The following is a 14,697-nucleotide window of genomic DNA, read 5'->3' as shown; positions in this document are numbered from 1 at the left end:
GGTCGTCCAGCTTCATTCCAAAAGCAGTTTGGAGACCTCCCGGGGTAAGACACGTTTCTTTCGCTGCGCGAACGCCGGATTTACAAAACACATCCCGATCGTAGATGGACGACTGCAGGGATGCAGGAGGTAGGGCGACGCAGGATGCCAAAGCCGAGGGCTTCGCGGTCACGTGCCCGCTCGCCCCGGATGTATCACGCCTCATATCCAGTTCTTGTTCATCGCCCCGCAGCTTTGGGTTCGGCTTCTTCCAGACCCTGCCTCGCGACAACGCCCTTGCCGTTTCCCTAGCCTTCGGCTCTACGAAAACCTGGCTGCCGGACTTTCACCGACATAGTAACGCGCCATGCCCGGCACACACGTTCGACGTAAGGGGCTGGCCGCAGGCCAGTCCCCTTGACGGAGGGGTTAGGCGTCGGTTTCATAGTGCTGCGACAGCGACGGCAAGATGGCAGGACCATGGACCTTAACAGAGGAGCTAGCAGTCTTCCGCTGGCAGAGAAGTTTCATGCCTCCAGCCTTTCAGGCTGCTGAGCTGTTCATCAAGAACACGCTGCCTGTCTTGAAGGCCCATGCTGGCTGCTGCGAGCGCCAAGAGCTCAATGACTCTTTGAGACTCCCATTCGCTCTCGTTCGCGATGGACTCCAAGGTATCAAAGGCCAGGCCAAGTTCATTGTGCTCGATGAATTCTTCAAATTGAGCGATGCTGTTTGCGAACTCTGCCTTTGCAATTTGCGAGAGATGCGTTCTCGCGTCCCGCAAGAATGCTTCAGTTCGCTTCCATGATCTCAGGAGTTCGGGTGTGGCCATGAGACGCCTAACGTGGAGTTGAGGCGCCTGCGCGGCTTTTCGCGCAGGTCGCCTCGAACGAAGGGTTATGCCGCAGCATGGTCAAACCAGGACTTCAACTGATCTTCTTGAAGCACATAACGCTTGTTTCTTGAACTTACTATTGGAGCGATCTTCTCTGAAATGGAAAGTATGGTTTCTCTGTTATCCAGGACCAAGTCGTTAGCCCTTTCCCAATACGCCTTTTGTAGGGCATTCATTTGTTCATGTTCGTTTGATTCATGAATCGATCCTGAAAATCGAATGCCTCTGGCAATAAACAGAAGGTCTTTGATCTTTCCTTTGTCATCTGCGCCATCGGTATCTAGCAAGGCAGCAGCCGTGCTCTCGGTTTTGTTAGACTTATCCAGAAGTTGAGAAATCACTCCAGCGAATAGGATGCACACCCGGCATTCAATATATTTGAGCAAGGGATCGAGACCGTTAATGTCCGGTTCGGGACAGATAGTAGCGGTTGCCATGTGCCCCATGCTTGAGCGGTTGGACAAAATTTCGATCTCTATCTTTCCGGTTTTGAATCCCAACTGTCTTGCGATGACCCAATGGCCCACCTCGTGCTTAATGACGTCCATTTTGTACTCAGGGAAAGTCATATTGCTCCTGCGACATAACTATTGATTATCAGGCAAATCTGCCCGTATAAGTTGATATTAACCGCCTTTTCAGGCACTTTTACCTGCGTATTATGTTGCAACTGACTTTATCAGGTAGGTGTTTTATGTCAAGTACAAAATCGCCAACCTTATTGGACGATGTGCGTCGCGTGATGCGGCTGAAACATTATTCCTTGCATACCGAACGTAGTTATTCCGATTGGATCAAGCAGTTCGTCAAGTTTCACCGGATGACGGACCGGCAGGCTTTGTTCGATGACAGCGAGGCCAAGATAGAAGTTTTTTTATCTCACTTGGCGACTCAGCGTAAGGTCGCGTCGGCAACGCAAAACCAAGCGATGAATGCCTTGGTGTTTTTGTATAAGCATGTCCTGAATAAGCCCTTGACCAAGCGTATAGACGCGATCCGCTCCAAAACGCATCGCGATGTTCCGGTCGTGTTGTCGGTGGACGAAGTGAAGCAAGTCTTGGCGCGGCTGGAGGGCTTACCGCAACTGGTGGTCAAGCTGTTGTACGGCAGCGGTTTGAGAATTAGCGAAGCCGTCCGCCTCAGGGTGCAGGACATCGATTTTGCCTACAAGCAAATTACCGTGCGTTCCGGTAAGGGCGACAAGGACAGGGTGACGACGTTTGCCGCCTCGCTGGCACCGTTGTTGCTGAACCATCTCGACAAGGTCAAGGCGGTTCACGATCAGGATTTAGCCGACGGTTACGGGGCGGTTTATCTGCCTTATGCGTTGGCGAAAAAATACCCGAATGCCGAGCGCGAATGGGGTTGGCAATACGTGTTTCCGGCGCGTTCGTTGTCGGCCGATCCTTTGTCGGGCGCGACACGGCGGCATCATTACGATCAGTCGCTCATCAATAAGGCGATTCGGGTGGCGGTGCGGCAAGTCGGTATCGCCAAGCGGGTATCCGCGCACACTTTCCGCCACAGCTTCGCCACGCATTTGCTGCAACGCGGCACGGACATTCGCACGATTCAAGCGTTGTTGGGGCATAACGATTTGGAAACCACGATGATTTACACCCATGTGCTGCATCAGGGTGGGCAAGGCGTCGTCTCCCCGCTGGACGATTTGGAGGGGGCGGCCGATCCGCATCCGGCTAGCGGTTCCAGCGTGGAACAGGGGGAGCAAAGCGTCGGCGGTATTCGGTAGCCCGAGTCAAATCCACGGTCTTTCCAGTGACGGAACGCGGCAGGCGAAAAGGCTGCCGGACTATCGCTCTTTACGTTGCCCGCTTTGCCAGACAGTCCGCAGTCTGCAACGCGATTTCCAATTCCTCGTTGGTGGCGATGACCAGCACCGCGACTGGCGTACCGGCCGGGTGGATCGCGGTCGGCTTGACCGGCGCGGCGTTGAGGTTGGGATCGACGGCGATGCCCAAGCCGGTTAGGTCGGCACAGCAAGTTTGGCGCAGCCAGGCGTCGTTTTCGCCGATGCCGCCGGTGAAGACCAGCGCATCCACCCGGCCCAGCACCGCAAAGTACGCGCCGATGTATTTCTTGATTCGGTAGGCGTACATCGCCAAGGCCAGCTTGGCCGAGTCGTCGCCTTGCTCGGCCTTGGCGTGGATGGCGCGCATGTCGTTTTCGCCGCAGACGCCCAGGCAACCGCTGGCTTTGTTGTAGAGCTGGTCGATCGCATTCAGGTCCATGCCCAGCGTGCGGGCCAGATAAAAGGCGATGGCCGGATCGATGTCGCCGCAACGGCTGCCCATCATCAGGCCTTCCAGCGGCGTCATGCCCATCGAGGTGTCGACGCTGACGCCGCCGGCGATCGCCGCGACGCTGGCGCCGTTACCCAAGTGCAGGGTTATCAAGTGGGTGTCGGCCAGCGGCTTACCCAGCAATTTGGCGGCTTGTTTGGCGACATAAGCATGGGAGGTGCCGTGAAAACCGTAGCGGCGCACGCCGTGTTCGCGGTACAACTGGCCGGGCAGGGCATAACGGAAGGCGTAGTCGGGCAGGGTGTGGTGGAAGGCGGTATCGAATACCGCGACTTGCGGAATCTCGCCCATCTGCCGCAACGCTGCTTCGATGCCGGACAGATTGGCCGGATTGTGCAGCGGTGCCAGCGGGATGGTTTCGGCGATTTGCCGGGTGACGTCGGCGTCGATCAGTGCCGGTTCGCGGAATTTCTCGCCGCCGTGTACCACCCGGTGGCCGATGCCGGCCAGCGGCTGACCATTGACGACCCCGCTGGCGGTCAGCGTTTCGAACAACAGGCCGAGTGCCTGGCCGTGGTCGGCGATGGCGGTGTCGATTTGCCGGATGTCGGCGCCGATCCGGTAGGCATGGCGGGCATCGGCGCTGCCGATGCGTTCCAGCAAGCCGGAAATCGAGACGGAATGGTCGTCGGTTTCGACGACGCTGTATTTAACCGACGAGCTGCCGGCATTTAGAACCAGAATTTTCATCGCGAGTAATTGGTGGTTTGCGGTGATTGGATGGCGGTCGATGGTTTAAAGTCATTTGCCGGTGAAGCGCCGCCGATCGCGGCTGAGGCCGCTCCCACGGCCACTTCATTTTCGGCCAGGCGCGGACGCGAATTCGTCATCGTCAGGCTGGCTTCGGCGCGCCGAATCGGTCGGTGGCGGCGAGTAGCGGCGCTCCAGGTCTTGATCGATTTTGGCGGCCAGCGCCTCGACGGCCTTGCCGGTCAATTTGGCGTCGCCGCCCTTGGATTCGGTGATGTAGTTGCCGACTATTTTTTGCTGCTTGACCTCCACCAAGTGGCCCATCAAGTAAACGAACAAAAATGACGGTTTATGCAAGCGGCCGACCAGCACGTAATCGGCGGCATGGCGCGAGCCGAGTTGAGCGGCCGCGTCGGCATGATCGAACAAATATCCGACGCCGCTGTCCGCGCCGCGTTGTTCGGCGTCCGGTATATCGACGATGCGATAACCGGCGCCGGCCAATTCGCGTTCCAGCAACGGTTTTAACGACGCGGTCCGCTGGATTTCGGCCGGTAGGCCGGGCGCCAGCGTCATATCCTTGAGCTCGAAGTTCAGAATCGCGATGCGGGTTTCCGCCGTTAGCGGCGCGGCCCATAGCAGCCAGGCCCAGATTGTTAGTCTCGCGGAATTCATCGGCAGCGTCACGCCGGCGCGGCTTGCTGGGCCTGGATCGCGGTAATCACGACGGTATTGACGATGTCGGTCACCGTGCAGCCGCGGCTCAAGTCGTTGACCGGTTTGTTCAAGCCTTGCAGAATCGGGCCGATCGCGATTGCGCCGGACGAGCGCTGCACGGCTTTGTAGGTGTTGTTGCCGGTGTTCAGGTCCGGAAACACGAACACGGTGGCCTTGCCGGCCACCTGGCTGTCCGGCAATTTGGTTTTGGCGACGCTGGCATCGACCGCCGCGTCGTATTGCATGGGTCCTTCCAACAGCAGATCGGGGCGTAAGGATTGGGCGATGCGCACCGCTTCGCGGACCTTATCGACCGCCTCGCCCTTGCCGGATTCGCCGGTCGAGTAGGACAGCATGGCCACGCGCGGTTCGATATTGAAGGATCGCGCGGTATCGGCGGCGTTGATGGCGATATCGGCCAGTTGTTGGGCGTTGGGGTTGGGGATCACCGCGCAATCGCCGTAAACCAGTACCCGGTCTTCCAGACACATGAAGAACACGCTGGAGACGATGGAGGCGCCGGGTTTGGTTTTGATGATTTCGAAAGCCGGGCGGATCGTGTGCTGGGTGGAATGCACCGCGCCCGATACCATGCCGTCGGCGTGGCCGAGGTGGACCATCAATGTACCGAAATAGCTGACGTCGGCGACCAAGTCGTAGGCGGTATCGAAGACGATGCATTTGTGCTTGCGGGCTTCGTAATAGGTTTCGGCGTAGAGCCGGCGTAGTTCGGACGTCATCGGATCGATGATGTCGACGCCGTCCAGTTTCAGCGACAGGCTTTGGATCTTTTGGCGGATTTCCGCTTCGTTGCCGAGCAGGGTGATTTTGACCACATCGCGCAGCAGCAGGATTTCGGCGGCGCGTAGAATGCGTTCCTCGTTACCTTCCGGCAACACGATGTGCTGCTTTTCGGCCTTGGCGCGTTGCAACAAATCGTATTCGAACATCAGCGGCGTGATCTTGCCGCTGACTTTGCTGCTTAGCCGCAGGCGCAAGCCGACCATGTTGATATTGGCTTCGACCAAGCCCAGCGCCTTGGCGATTTTGCGTTCGTTTTGACTATGTAAGCGCGGCCCGATCTGACTGACTTGCATCGCGGTGGTGAAGGTGTCGGAATCGACGCCGAGTACCGCGAATGGGGTTTCGCCGAGGCCGTCGATCAATTTCCGCACTTGCGGCGCCGGCTCCTGGTGGCCGGTCAGCAGCAAACCGGCGATTTGCGGGTAATTTTTGGAATGGTAGGCCATCAGGCTGGCCATGACGATGTCGGAGCGGTCGCCGGGCGTGATGATCAGATCGCCGGCTTCGACGTAATCCAGAAAGTCCGGTACCAGCATCGCCGCGACCTTGTAATGCGACACTTCCCGGCCCATCGCGCCGTTCTCGCCGGAAAATACCTTGGCGTCGATGGCCCAGGCGATGTCGCCGACGCTGGGTTTCTCCAGGGCCGGATCGCCGGGAACGATGTAAACCGGAAATTCCGGATCGTGGGGGAGGGTGTGGCGCAAGGTGTCGGTCAGCTCGGGCGACGCGCCGTTGACGACGGTGGCCAGCAACTCGCAATCGTGTTCGTGCAAAGTGTGTTTCAGGCTGACCAGACTATGCAGGATTTGCTCCTGAGTACGATGGGAGCCCTGAATGACAGGCATCAGCAAGCAACCCAAATTGTTGGCGACGTCGAGATTGAATTCGAAGGCGAAGGCCGCGTTGTCGCGGCGCGGCGCGGTGCCGACGCACAGAATGTGTTCGCAACGCGCCTTCAAGGCTCGATACTTGGCCAAAATCAATTTCAGCAGTTCGTCGTATTGTTCGGCGGCCAGCAGCTCGCGGGCCTCGTCGGCATTGCAGCCGTACATCGCTTCCGGCGGACAAGGCAGCGCGTAGCGGTGGCTGATGAATTGAATCATGTCGTCCTTGGCCGGACTGGTTTGGATGATAGGCCGGAAAAAGCCGATGTGGCCGGCGAAACCGGACAGCATCTCCATCACGGCCAGCATGATCAAGGACTTGCCGCTGCCCTCGTCGGTGCCGGCGATATAGATGTCCTGGGCAATCAACGGTTCGGGATTCGGGAGCGCGGATAGATCTGGCATGGCGGTCGTCGCGGTTGACTGGGTGATAGGGCAAGTTTAGCGCAGAACGCGACGGCGGACCGAAAGGCGATTATTCGTGCCGTCGCGGAATCGGGAAACATCCCGAGTCATTTTGTTGTAAAACATCTCTTTTTCCAATGACGGGCCGGATCGCTTTCAAATTCCGGTTTGCTCTGCAACGGAAGTGATAGTGGCTATACTAGGTAACCGGCGCAGGGACTAATTGACTATCGACGATGGCGAAATTTACCGTTTATTTTAAAGACAAGGCGATCCAGGCGGGCGTATTCGATTCCGGCATCGTGCATATCGGCCGCGACGATACCAACGACGTGGTCGTCGACAGTCTGGCGGTCGCGCCGGCCCATGCGGTAGCGGTGGTCAAGGGCGACGACTGCGTGATCAAGCAGCTGAACGAGGAGTTTCCGCTGGTCGTCAACAATCAGCGCGCCAAGGAATGGAATTTGCGCCATAACGATATCGTCAACATCGGCAAGCATTACATTCTGTATCAGACCACCGGCCGGTTTCAGGAAGCGGTGTTCACGGCGCCGGCCGCCAATCCGGACGCGGGCGTGGAAGCCTTGAATCGCCGCTTGGACGAGGCCGCTAAAAGTACCGAAGCGAATTTGCAGGTGATGAACGGTATTCATATCGGTCGGGTGTTGCGGCTTAGAAAAGCCATGACCCGGATAGGCCACGACGGCGCTGGCGTGGTGGTCATCGCCCGTCGCAAGGACGGTTATTTCGTGTCGGCGCTGCAGGGTCACGACGGCTTGGCCGTCAACCGGGAGCCGCTGGGCGACCGGATCGTCAGATTAAACGCCGGCGATGTGATTGTCGTCGACAATGTCGAAATGAAATTTTTCCCGGAATAGCGCCATGGCATTCGAAAAAAGCGAAGACAAACGCCGGTTTCAACGGATTTTTTACCATGCCGGCGCGGTGTTGACCGGTCCGGACGGTCCGCTGGCTTGCAAGATTGCCGATTTGAGCCTGCGCGGATGTCTGTTGCGCTTCGATCAAGCTTGGACCGCCGGTCTGGGCGGGGACTATACCCTGAGTTTCGAATTGTCCGACGACGCGGCGATCAAGATGGCCGTCAGCGCCACCCATGCCGAAGACGGGCAAGTGGGTTTCAAATGCGAGCACATCGACATCGAAAGCATTTCCTATTTGCGCCGCTTGGTCGAATTGAATCTCGGCGACAGCGAATTGCTGGAGCGCGATTTGGCGGCGCTCGGCGACTTTTCCTGAATCGCGCTAGATCAGTCCGGCCAGCCATAAACGGGCGCGCAAGCCCCATTCGCTGGTATAACCCACCGTGGTAAACACAATTTGGCCGGTACGGTTTAGAAAGAACAGCGCCGGCACCCCGCGCAATCCGTAGCGCAGCCCCAACTCGCCGTCGGGGTCGTTGACCACCGGCCAATCCAGACCGCGTTCGTTGAGATAGCGAGCCACCTCGGCGGCATCGCCGGAGCGCTCGGCCACGGTCAGGCCGGGATAATCGCGCAACACCTTATCCACTTGAGTCTGAATCCCGCGACAGACGCCGCACCAACCGGCCCAGAAATAAATCAGCGCCGGGCCTTGAGCGACCCCGGCCAGCGCATCGCGGTTTTGTAAGGTGCGTTGTTCGATCGCCGGCGGTTTGCCGGTCACCAAATCCTGGCTGACCAAAAATTGGCCGCCGAAGATCAACACGGCCGCGAACAAGTAAAAAACCGAATTTCGCATGCTACAAACCTTGCATGATCGCGGCGCCGTGCTGCTTCAGCCAAAGCCGTTGCTCCCGGTAGTTCGGCAAATGCGCTTCGACCAATTGCCAGAAATCGGCCGAATGATTTTTATGGCGGATATGGCACAGTTCGTGGACCACGACGTACTCCAGCGCGGCGGGCGGTGCCAGCATCAACAGCCAGTTCAAATTGATGTCGTTCTTCGGTCCGCAACTGCCCCAACGGCTTTTTTGGGTTTTGATGCGGACGGCGCGCGGCATCAAGCCGTGACGAGGGGCGTGGCGTTCTATCCAATGCAGGGCTTGGATACGGGCTTGGCGTTTCATCCAGTCGCCGAGCGCCAGTCGGATGCGTTCGGATTCGTCGCCGGTCTCGCCGGCCGGCATGCGTAAGTGAAAGCCGCTACCGTCGCGTAGCTCGACGCCAACCGTTTTGCGGGCGGCGGTTTCGATCCGCAGCGGAATCCGCTCGCCCAAATATGGGACCGCCGCGCCGTCAGTATATAGCGCCGGTGCCCAAGCCGGCGCCGGCCGGGTTTTTTCGGCGACCCGTCGCAGCGCCGCGCGTATCCAATCCTGTTGCGCGGCGACGAAGGCTTGGATTTGTCGTTCGGGAACCTTGGGCGGAGCGACCACTTCCACCCGGCCCGGTTTGACGACAATGCGGGTGCGTTTGGCCCGGTTGCTGCGGCGCAGATGAAATTCGGTGGCGGCGGTCACAGCGGCGGCTCCATCATGCGGTCTTTCAGCTCGGTCCACAGGCTGATCCGGTCCGAGCCGCCGACACGCTGGCCGGAGCCCTTGCTTTTAGCCAGCCACAAGCCGGTACCGTTAAAACTGTAGACCGGTTGCAGATCGCGGCGCTTGCTGGCCGGCAGGATGGCGGTTTTCAAGTTGTCCAAGACCAGCGGCTCCGCGCGCGGCGATTCGAAATAGGTGAGTACCATGTGCGCTTGATTCAACTCCAGTGCTTTGACGTAGGTGATTCTTAATTTGCTGTCGCTGACGCCCATTTCCACCAGCGTGAAATATTTGGCGATCGAGTAATCCTCGCAATCGCCGGCGCCCTTGACCAAAAACTCCGTCGGCGTGGCCCAATAATCGGTTTTGTGCCACAGCGCGATGTCGTCGACGAATTCGACGTTTTGATTGAAGAAGTCGTTGACCCGGCGCATTTTCTCATCTTCGGAAAGGTCGCGGCCGCTGGCGATCAGTTGCTGCCAGTCCAACAGCCGCTGCTTGGCCGGCGCGCCGTATTTTTTTTCGACCGCCGCCAGCATTTCCGGATCGAGGCCGAAATCCTGGGCCAAGGCCAGACACGCCAGCCAAAAAGCGGCGAATACCGCGCCGATCAGACCGCGCGGCGCCCGGATACTAACGGCTAGCACCGGCGAGACCCATCGCCTTCAAGGTTTGGTAGTCGGCTTCCGATTGAACGTTTTCGGCAAGAACGGCAATGTCCATTAGGGCCGCTATGTCTTGAACGGTCTGTACGAACACGTGTTTTTGCGCCGAGTCGCAGACCCCGTTGCCGAGGTCGCGGGCCAAACGGATGAAGTCCGGCCGCAAACGCTTGACGGTCTCGGCCGATAGCGATTGGGTTTCGAAGCGTTTGATCATGACCCGGCCGCCCAGGCTATGCACGTCGGCGATAAAATCCCGGTAGGCTTCGACATCCTTGGCGACCGCGTAAGCCGACAGGCTAAAGACCAGTTGCTTGGCGGCGATCGGGCTTTGCTTTAACAAAATTTCCAGCCAACGGCGAAATTCGCCGTTTCTGACGGTGCGGGTCGACAGGTTGACGGCGATGCTATGGGCAAGGTGGCCGTCGCGGATGTGGTGTACGACTTGTTCGATGATGCCGCGATCCAAGTCGACGATTTTGGCGAACTTCTCGGCAATCGAAATGAACGGGCCGATCGCGACCAGTTCGCCGTGACGGTCGTGGACCTGGATAAAGGCTTCTTCCATCAACAGCGCGCCGGTGGCGAACGCGGCGGTCTGGCCGATATACCACACGGAATAGTCGCAGCGGTCCACGCAATCAAAGACCAAGCTCTTCCAGGCCGTGATGTCGCGGGCGATATTGTCGCCGGCCCGAATGAAATAACTGTTGGCGCCGATCAGCTGAGCTTGTTCGTGGGCTTCGTGGGCGGCTTCCAACAGCGATTCGGCGCTGCCGACCGGGTTCAGGCGAGCGACGCCGATGTGGACCAAGTCGGGTTTACGGTACTGTTCCCCCAATTGCGCGATATCGACGGCCAGGCTTCTTAACAAATCTTCGACGAAGCCTTGGTCGGCGGTTTCGATCAATAGCGCGAATTCGGCGCCGTAGAACCGGTAAGGCTTGACCGGATGGGCCGCGCTATCCGCGGTGTGTTGCAGCAGTTTGGCGAAGCGGCTCAGCAGATCGTCGATGGCCGCGCTGTCGTGTTCCTTGACCAATTCGGACAGACTGTCCAGGCGGATCAAGGCGACGTGGGCGTCGCCGTGCTCGGCGAACAGCGGTTTCAAGTCGGTTTCGAACACCGACTTTTTGTACAAACCGGTCAAATCGTCGCGCAACAGGCTGGCGCCCATCCGATCCAGCTTGGTTTGCAGCGAGGCGATCGCGGTTTTGATTTTTTGCGACATCGTATTCATCGACGCGGCGACATTGCGGACCTCGCGGGTCCAAGGCAGCGCGTGTATCGTCTCGTAGTGGCCTTCGCTGATTCGGCGCGCCAACCAGTCGATCTTGTTCAACGGCGCCAGCGTCATCCGCAACACAAACACCAACAGACTGATCGACACCAGGAAGGCGGCTAGCGAATAATAAAACGCCGATTTGGCTTGCTCGTACAGTTTCAGATAGGCGAAGCCGGGATTGACGGTCACGTAGACGACGCCGGCCAGATTCCAGCCGGTACTGATCTCGGCTTCGGCGGTGGCGGAGGTCATCGGCAGCCGGTCGATGAACCAATCGGGCACGCCCTCCACGCGCTTTTCGCTGATCAGTTCGACCAGTTCGCGGTTTTCGGCGTCCACGATGCGAATCTCCTTGTAATAGCCCATGTCGAAAATCGCGCTGGCCATCGATTGGATGACTTGATCGTCCGGGTTGGTCATGTACGGGCTCAGCGACAAGCCCAGCGAGGTCGCGGTATCCTGGGCATGGCTTTTCGACTCGCCTTCCAGATAATCCTTGATGTTGCCGACGCTCAGCGCGAAGTTGACGCTGAATATCATCAAAAACAGCGCCGAGATCAGGATTAACAATTGTTTGGATAAAGACATGGGAGGGTTTCCTAGGTGTCCTGATTGATCATGTGCGTGGCCAGATTTTGCAAGGCCGCGCGGATATTGTCCCGGAGTCTGGGGTCCATCGCGATTTCGTCCAGTGCCTTGTTCATGCACAGCATCCACTGGTCGCGCTCGGACTCGCCGATTCGAAACGGCAGATGCCTGGCTCTGAGCATCGGATGACCGAACTCCTGCATGAAAAGATCCGGGCCGCCCAGCCAGCCCGAGAAAAACTTGAACAATTTGTCCTTGGCCGACGCCAGATTGTCGGCGTGCATCGCCCGTATGCCTTGGGCTTCGGGCAGAATGTCCATGTAGAAATAAAAACGGTCGACCAGACTGCGCAGCGCCGCTTCGCCGCCGGCCAGTTCGTAGGGGGTGGTGCTTGTCATCACCTTTTAGCCTCTAGTTTGCAAATGGTTTAGGTATACTAGCAGACGGCGCTGCCGATGCCGGGAAACTCCGGCGCGATTAAACGGTCACAGCGACACTTGTTCAACTCAAGAGGATAACCAATCATGCGTTTAAACACTGCAACCGTTCGTTCGGAATCTCGCATTCTGACGACCAATAAAGTTTTGAAGAATACCTATTTGTTGTTGTCGATGACCTTATTGTTCAGCGCCGGCACCGCCGCGTTGGCGATGATGCTGAATTTGCCGCACCCCGGCCTGATCGTGACGATGGTCGGCTATTTCGGCTTGTTGTTCCTGACCACCCGGTTCAGCAATAGCGCGCTGGGCTTGGTATTCGTGTTCGCGTTGACCGGCTTCATGGGCATGACGCTGGGACCGATCTTGAATATGTATATCCAGGCCTACAGCAACGGTCATCAATTGGTCTTGACCGCGCTGGGCGGCACCGGTGTAATCTTTTTGGGCTTGTCGGCTTACGCGCTGATCAGCCGCAAGGATTTCAGCTTCATCGCCGGTTTTTTAATGGTTGGCATCATGGTGGCCTTCCTGGCCGGTCTGGCGGCGGTCTTGTTCTCGATTCCGGCCTTGTCCTTGGCGGTATCGGCAATGTTCATCTTGTTGATGTCGGCGATGATCCTGTACCAAACCAGTGAAATCATCCACGGCGGCGAGACCAATTATATTCTGGCCACCGTGTCCTTGTACGTTTCGATTTACAACTTGTTCACCAGCTTGCTGCAATTGCTGGGCGTGTTCGGCGGCGAGGATTAATCGCTGTTGCTACCTAAAATAGGGCGGCCCCGCTCCGCCCAGTCCCGCAAAAGCCCCACTAACTTCGTGGGGCTTTTTTTTGGCGAAAATTTCGCGGCGTGGGAGCGGCTTTAGCCGCGATCGATGGCGTTTCAACCCACTAGCGACCCACCCCCTAACGAGGTGTCGTAAAAGCCCCGCGAGGAGAGGGTTCTGTTTCGACTTTTACGACACCCTCCTAACGATCAGGAAAGCGCCGCATCGCGCCAGTATATGAAAGTCAGTGGCGTAGGAGCGGCTTCAGCCGCGATCGATGGCGTTCCAACTCGCTAGCGCCTAACTATCTTAAAATCGCTGCACCGCCTACTGGCTTTCCACGGCCGCCTAACCTTGACTCTGGCGCGCCGACGCGGCAATAATCCGGGCCGTTTTGGAACAATTATCCGCAGGTTATGGAACAACTCACCGACCTCAAAGACAAAGCGTTTGTTTGTGGATTGGCAAATCTGCCGTCGCGGCGCCGCTGGCCGGTCATTTCAGTACTTACGGTTTGAGCCGAAGCGCCACTGTCCCCGAGTTGTGACCCAATTTTTTTCGCTCTTTAACAATGTAAACTAAATCAGCCGGTTATGGGCATTGGTTTTGCGGATGGTAAAAATGGGTTAACCCGTCCGCACCCCTTGTCGCAACCGGCTTCCCGTTTATTTATAATCAGTCCGCCGCCGCACAGGCGGCTTAGAAAGCACAAAATCGAGATTTTGTACTCCGGAAATGGTCTGCTTCCGCGCAGGTGGCCCAGCAAATTCGGGTCGGTCAAGGTATTAGTGCGGTGTGTGCCGGCTATTGCGCGGCGGGGCTGTGCAAACCGAGGTTTGCGACTCCAGTCTTCGGCGTTCCGTGCCGAACATCCGGCATTCTATTTTGAACGCGCAACGGTGTGTGGTGAACATCGGGCGTCGGCGGATCAATATCCAGCAATCCGTTTTAGACAGCCGGGTTTTTATTCTGAAGATGCACGCATCTAGCGCGGACACGCAACGTCGATTGTTTGCCAGGCAAGCAACAGTGATTTTTAGCTGGCGGCCAGTGTTGATTGTAGAACGCCCAGTGTTGATCGGAGAACGTTCGGTGTTGACCGGAGAACGTTCGGTGTTGACCGGAGAACGTTTGGTGTTGATCGTAGAACGTTCGGTGTTGACCGGAGAACGTTTGGTGTTGATCGTAGAACGTTTGGTGTTGATCGTAGAACGTTTGGTGTTGATCGTAGAACGTTTGGTGTTGACCGGAGAACGCTCGGTGTTGATCGGAGAACGTCCGGTGTTGATCGTAGAACGTTTGGTGTTGATTGGAGAAAGTTCGGTGTTCATTCCAGGACGCTCGCTATTGCCTCGGCGAGCAGGGCTGTTGTCGTCTGTCTGCCGGCGCGGCGGCGGCAAAGAGTGCGCGCGCGGCTCGGAGCGTCGCGGCCGTTCGCTATCGCGTGCATCGCGCGTCAGCTCCCCTAATCGTTGCGATTAATTCTACCTTATCAGATTCTCGGTAGTGCTCGTCATTTCGGCGGGCATTGCCGAAATCCAGACCCCATGGACGGATCGAAACTTGCCATCCATGGCACTGGATGCCCGCTTCCCGGCGGATATGACGGCGTTGCTGAAATCTGACAAAGTTGAGAATTAACGCGGTTGAAATATTGGCGTGATACACAGTGTTCGCGGTAACGCATCGCCGGCTATCTGTTTTAGAGCGCCCGTTCGCTGTCGCGGCAACGGGGCGGGGCCGGCGCAAACTATTCGAGAACCCTGGGAGATTG

General features: G+C 57.6%; 15 protein-coding genes. 5 read left to right on the top strand and 10 right to left on the bottom strand.

Annotated elements, in window-relative coordinates; all coding sequences use genetic code 11:
• Positions 1–478 precede the first annotated feature (478 nt).
• Positions 479–811, bottom strand: a complete 333-nt coding sequence (locus BJL95_RS04060; RefSeq protein WP_071155692.1) for a hypothetical protein — start codon at positions 809–811, stop codon at positions 479–481.
• 65 nt (positions 812–876) lie between these two features.
• Complete coding sequence (locus BJL95_RS04055) at positions 877–1,443, bottom strand: hypothetical protein (protein ID WP_071155690.1); 567 nt, start codon at positions 1,441–1,443, stop codon at positions 877–879.
• A gap of 125 nt (positions 1,444–1,568) precedes the next feature.
• Between BJL95_RS04055 and BJL95_RS04050 the strand changes: the two genes are divergently transcribed.
• On the top strand, positions 1,569–2,624 hold the full coding sequence (locus BJL95_RS04050) for an integron integrase (protein ID WP_139306119.1): 1,056 nt from the start codon (positions 1,569–1,571) through the stop codon (positions 2,622–2,624).
• Between the two features lie 70 nt (positions 2,625–2,694).
• On the opposite strand, the gene BJL95_RS04045 is transcribed toward BJL95_RS04050, so the two are convergent.
• From BJL95_RS04045 to pta, 3 genes are all read right to left on the bottom strand, one after another.
• Entirely contained in the window at positions 2,695–3,885 is a 1,191-nt protein-coding gene (locus BJL95_RS04045) for an acetate/propionate family kinase (RefSeq protein ID WP_071155685.1), read from the bottom strand.
• A 105-nt stretch (positions 3,886–3,990) separates the two neighbouring features.
• The gene (locus tag BJL95_RS04040; protein ID WP_083385625.1) at positions 3,991–4,560 is read right to left on the bottom strand and encodes a DUF2380 domain-containing protein; all 570 of its coding nucleotides are present in this window, start codon (positions 4,558–4,560) and stop codon (positions 3,991–3,993) included.
• 8 nt (positions 4,561–4,568) lie between these two features.
• Positions 4,569–6,698 (bottom strand): phosphate acetyltransferase, encoded by a 2,130-nt coding sequence (pta, locus tag BJL95_RS04035; RefSeq protein WP_071155683.1) that lies wholly within the window; start codon positions 6,696–6,698, stop codon positions 4,569–4,571.
• A gap of 236 nt (positions 6,699–6,934) precedes the next feature.
• On the opposite strand from pta, the gene BJL95_RS04030 reads away from it, so the two are divergent.
• Together BJL95_RS04030 and BJL95_RS04025 are read left to right on the top strand one after the other, a co-directional pair.
• Positions 6,935–7,576: an FHA domain-containing protein gene (locus BJL95_RS04030; RefSeq protein WP_071155680.1), complete on the top strand. Its 642-nt coding sequence runs from the start codon at positions 6,935–6,937 to the stop codon at positions 7,574–7,576.
• Positions 7,577–7,580: 4 nt separating this feature from the next.
• Positions 7,581–7,955 (top strand): PilZ domain-containing protein, encoded by a 375-nt coding sequence (locus BJL95_RS04025; RefSeq protein WP_064028014.1) that lies wholly within the window; start codon positions 7,581–7,583, stop codon positions 7,953–7,955.
• Positions 7,956–7,961: 6 nt separating this feature from the next.
• Here BJL95_RS04025 and BJL95_RS04020 read toward each other — a convergent pair whose 3' ends face one another.
• Genes BJL95_RS04020 through BJL95_RS04000 form a run of 5 tightly spaced genes read right to left on the bottom strand, consistent with a single transcriptional unit; the run spans position 7,962 to position 12,113 of the window.
• Entirely contained in the window at positions 7,962–8,438 is a 477-nt protein-coding gene (locus tag BJL95_RS04020; protein ID WP_071155678.1) for a protein disulfide oxidoreductase, read from the bottom strand.
• Between the two features lies 1 nt (position 8,439).
• Positions 8,440–9,159 (bottom strand): M48 family metallopeptidase, encoded by a 720-nt coding sequence (locus BJL95_RS04015; RefSeq protein ID WP_071155676.1) that lies wholly within the window; start codon positions 9,157–9,159, stop codon positions 8,440–8,442.
• Positions 9,156–9,827, bottom strand: coding sequence for a transglutaminase-like cysteine peptidase (locus tag BJL95_RS04010; protein WP_064031495.1), 672 nt, complete (start codon positions 9,825–9,827; stop codon positions 9,156–9,158). Before BJL95_RS04010 ends, BJL95_RS04015 begins: the two co-directional genes overlap by 4 nt.
• Positions 9,814–11,715 (bottom strand): LapD/MoxY N-terminal periplasmic domain-containing protein, encoded by a 1,902-nt coding sequence (locus tag BJL95_RS04005; RefSeq protein WP_071155674.1) that lies wholly within the window; start codon positions 11,713–11,715, stop codon positions 9,814–9,816. The genes BJL95_RS04010 and BJL95_RS04005 overlap by 14 nt, the downstream gene beginning before the upstream one ends.
• An 11-nt stretch (positions 11,716–11,726) precedes the next feature.
• The gene (locus BJL95_RS04000; protein ID WP_064031493.1) at positions 11,727–12,113 is read right to left on the bottom strand and encodes a group II truncated hemoglobin; all 387 of its coding nucleotides are present in this window, start codon (positions 12,111–12,113) and stop codon (positions 11,727–11,729) included.
• A 126-nt stretch (positions 12,114–12,239) separates the two neighbouring features.
• Between BJL95_RS04000 and BJL95_RS03995 the strand changes: the two genes are divergently transcribed.
• Both BJL95_RS03995 and BJL95_RS03990 read left to right on the top strand, forming a co-directional pair.
• Positions 12,240–12,908: a Bax inhibitor-1/YccA family protein gene (locus BJL95_RS03995; protein ID WP_139306118.1), complete on the top strand. Its 669-nt coding sequence runs from the start codon at positions 12,240–12,242 to the stop codon at positions 12,906–12,908.
• A 1,068-nt stretch (positions 12,909–13,976) separates the two neighbouring features.
• Entirely contained in the window at positions 13,977–14,405 is a 429-nt protein-coding gene (locus BJL95_RS03990; RefSeq protein ID WP_139306117.1) for a hypothetical protein, read from the top strand.
• The last annotated feature ends 292 nt before the right edge of the window (positions 14,406–14,697 follow it).

It is taken from the genome of Methylomonas sp. LWB, assembly GCF_001856095.1.
Classification (GTDB): Bacteria; Pseudomonadota; Gammaproteobacteria; order Methylococcales; family Methylomonadaceae; genus Methylomonas; species Methylomonas koyamae_A.
Note: the sequence above shows the minus strand (reverse complement) of the source record. Positions and strands in the feature narration are given on the sequence as shown.

Coding starts and splice junctions, on each gene's coding strand:
- BJL95_RS04005 (WP_071155674.1), bottom strand. CDS start 11,715: ATGTCTTTATCCAAACAATTGTTAATCCTGATCTCGGCGCTGTTTTTG.
- BJL95_RS04060 (WP_071155692.1), bottom strand. CDS start 811: ATGGCCACACCCGAACTCCTGAGATCATGGAAGCGAACTGAAGCATTC.
- BJL95_RS03995 (WP_139306118.1), top strand. CDS start 12,240: ATGCGTTTAAACACTGCAACCGTTCGTTCGGAATCTCGCATTCTGACG.
- BJL95_RS04040 (WP_083385625.1), bottom strand. CDS start 4,560: ATGAATTCCGCGAGACTAACAATCTGGGCCTGGCTGCTATGGGCCGCG.
- BJL95_RS04000 (WP_064031493.1), bottom strand. CDS start 12,113: ATGACAAGCACCACCCCCTACGAACTGGCCGGCGGCGAAGCGGCGCTG.
- BJL95_RS04025 (WP_064028014.1), top strand. CDS start 7,581: ATGGCATTCGAAAAAAGCGAAGACAAACGCCGGTTTCAACGGATTTTT.
- BJL95_RS04045 (WP_071155685.1), bottom strand. CDS start 3,885: ATGAAAATTCTGGTTCTAAATGCCGGCAGCTCGTCGGTTAAATACAGC.
- BJL95_RS04055 (WP_071155690.1), bottom strand. CDS start 1,443: ATGACTTTCCCTGAGTACAAAATGGACGTCATTAAGCACGAGGTGGGC.
- BJL95_RS04050 (WP_139306119.1), top strand. CDS start 1,569: ATGTCAAGTACAAAATCGCCAACCTTATTGGACGATGTGCGTCGCGTG.
- BJL95_RS04020 (WP_071155678.1), bottom strand. CDS start 8,438: ATGCGAAATTCGGTTTTTTACTTGTTCGCGGCCGTGTTGATCTTCGGC.
- pta (WP_071155683.1), bottom strand. CDS start 6,698: ATGCCAGATCTATCCGCGCTCCCGAATCCCGAACCGTTGATTGCCCAG.
- BJL95_RS04030 (WP_071155680.1), top strand. CDS start 6,935: ATGGCGAAATTTACCGTTTATTTTAAAGACAAGGCGATCCAGGCGGGC.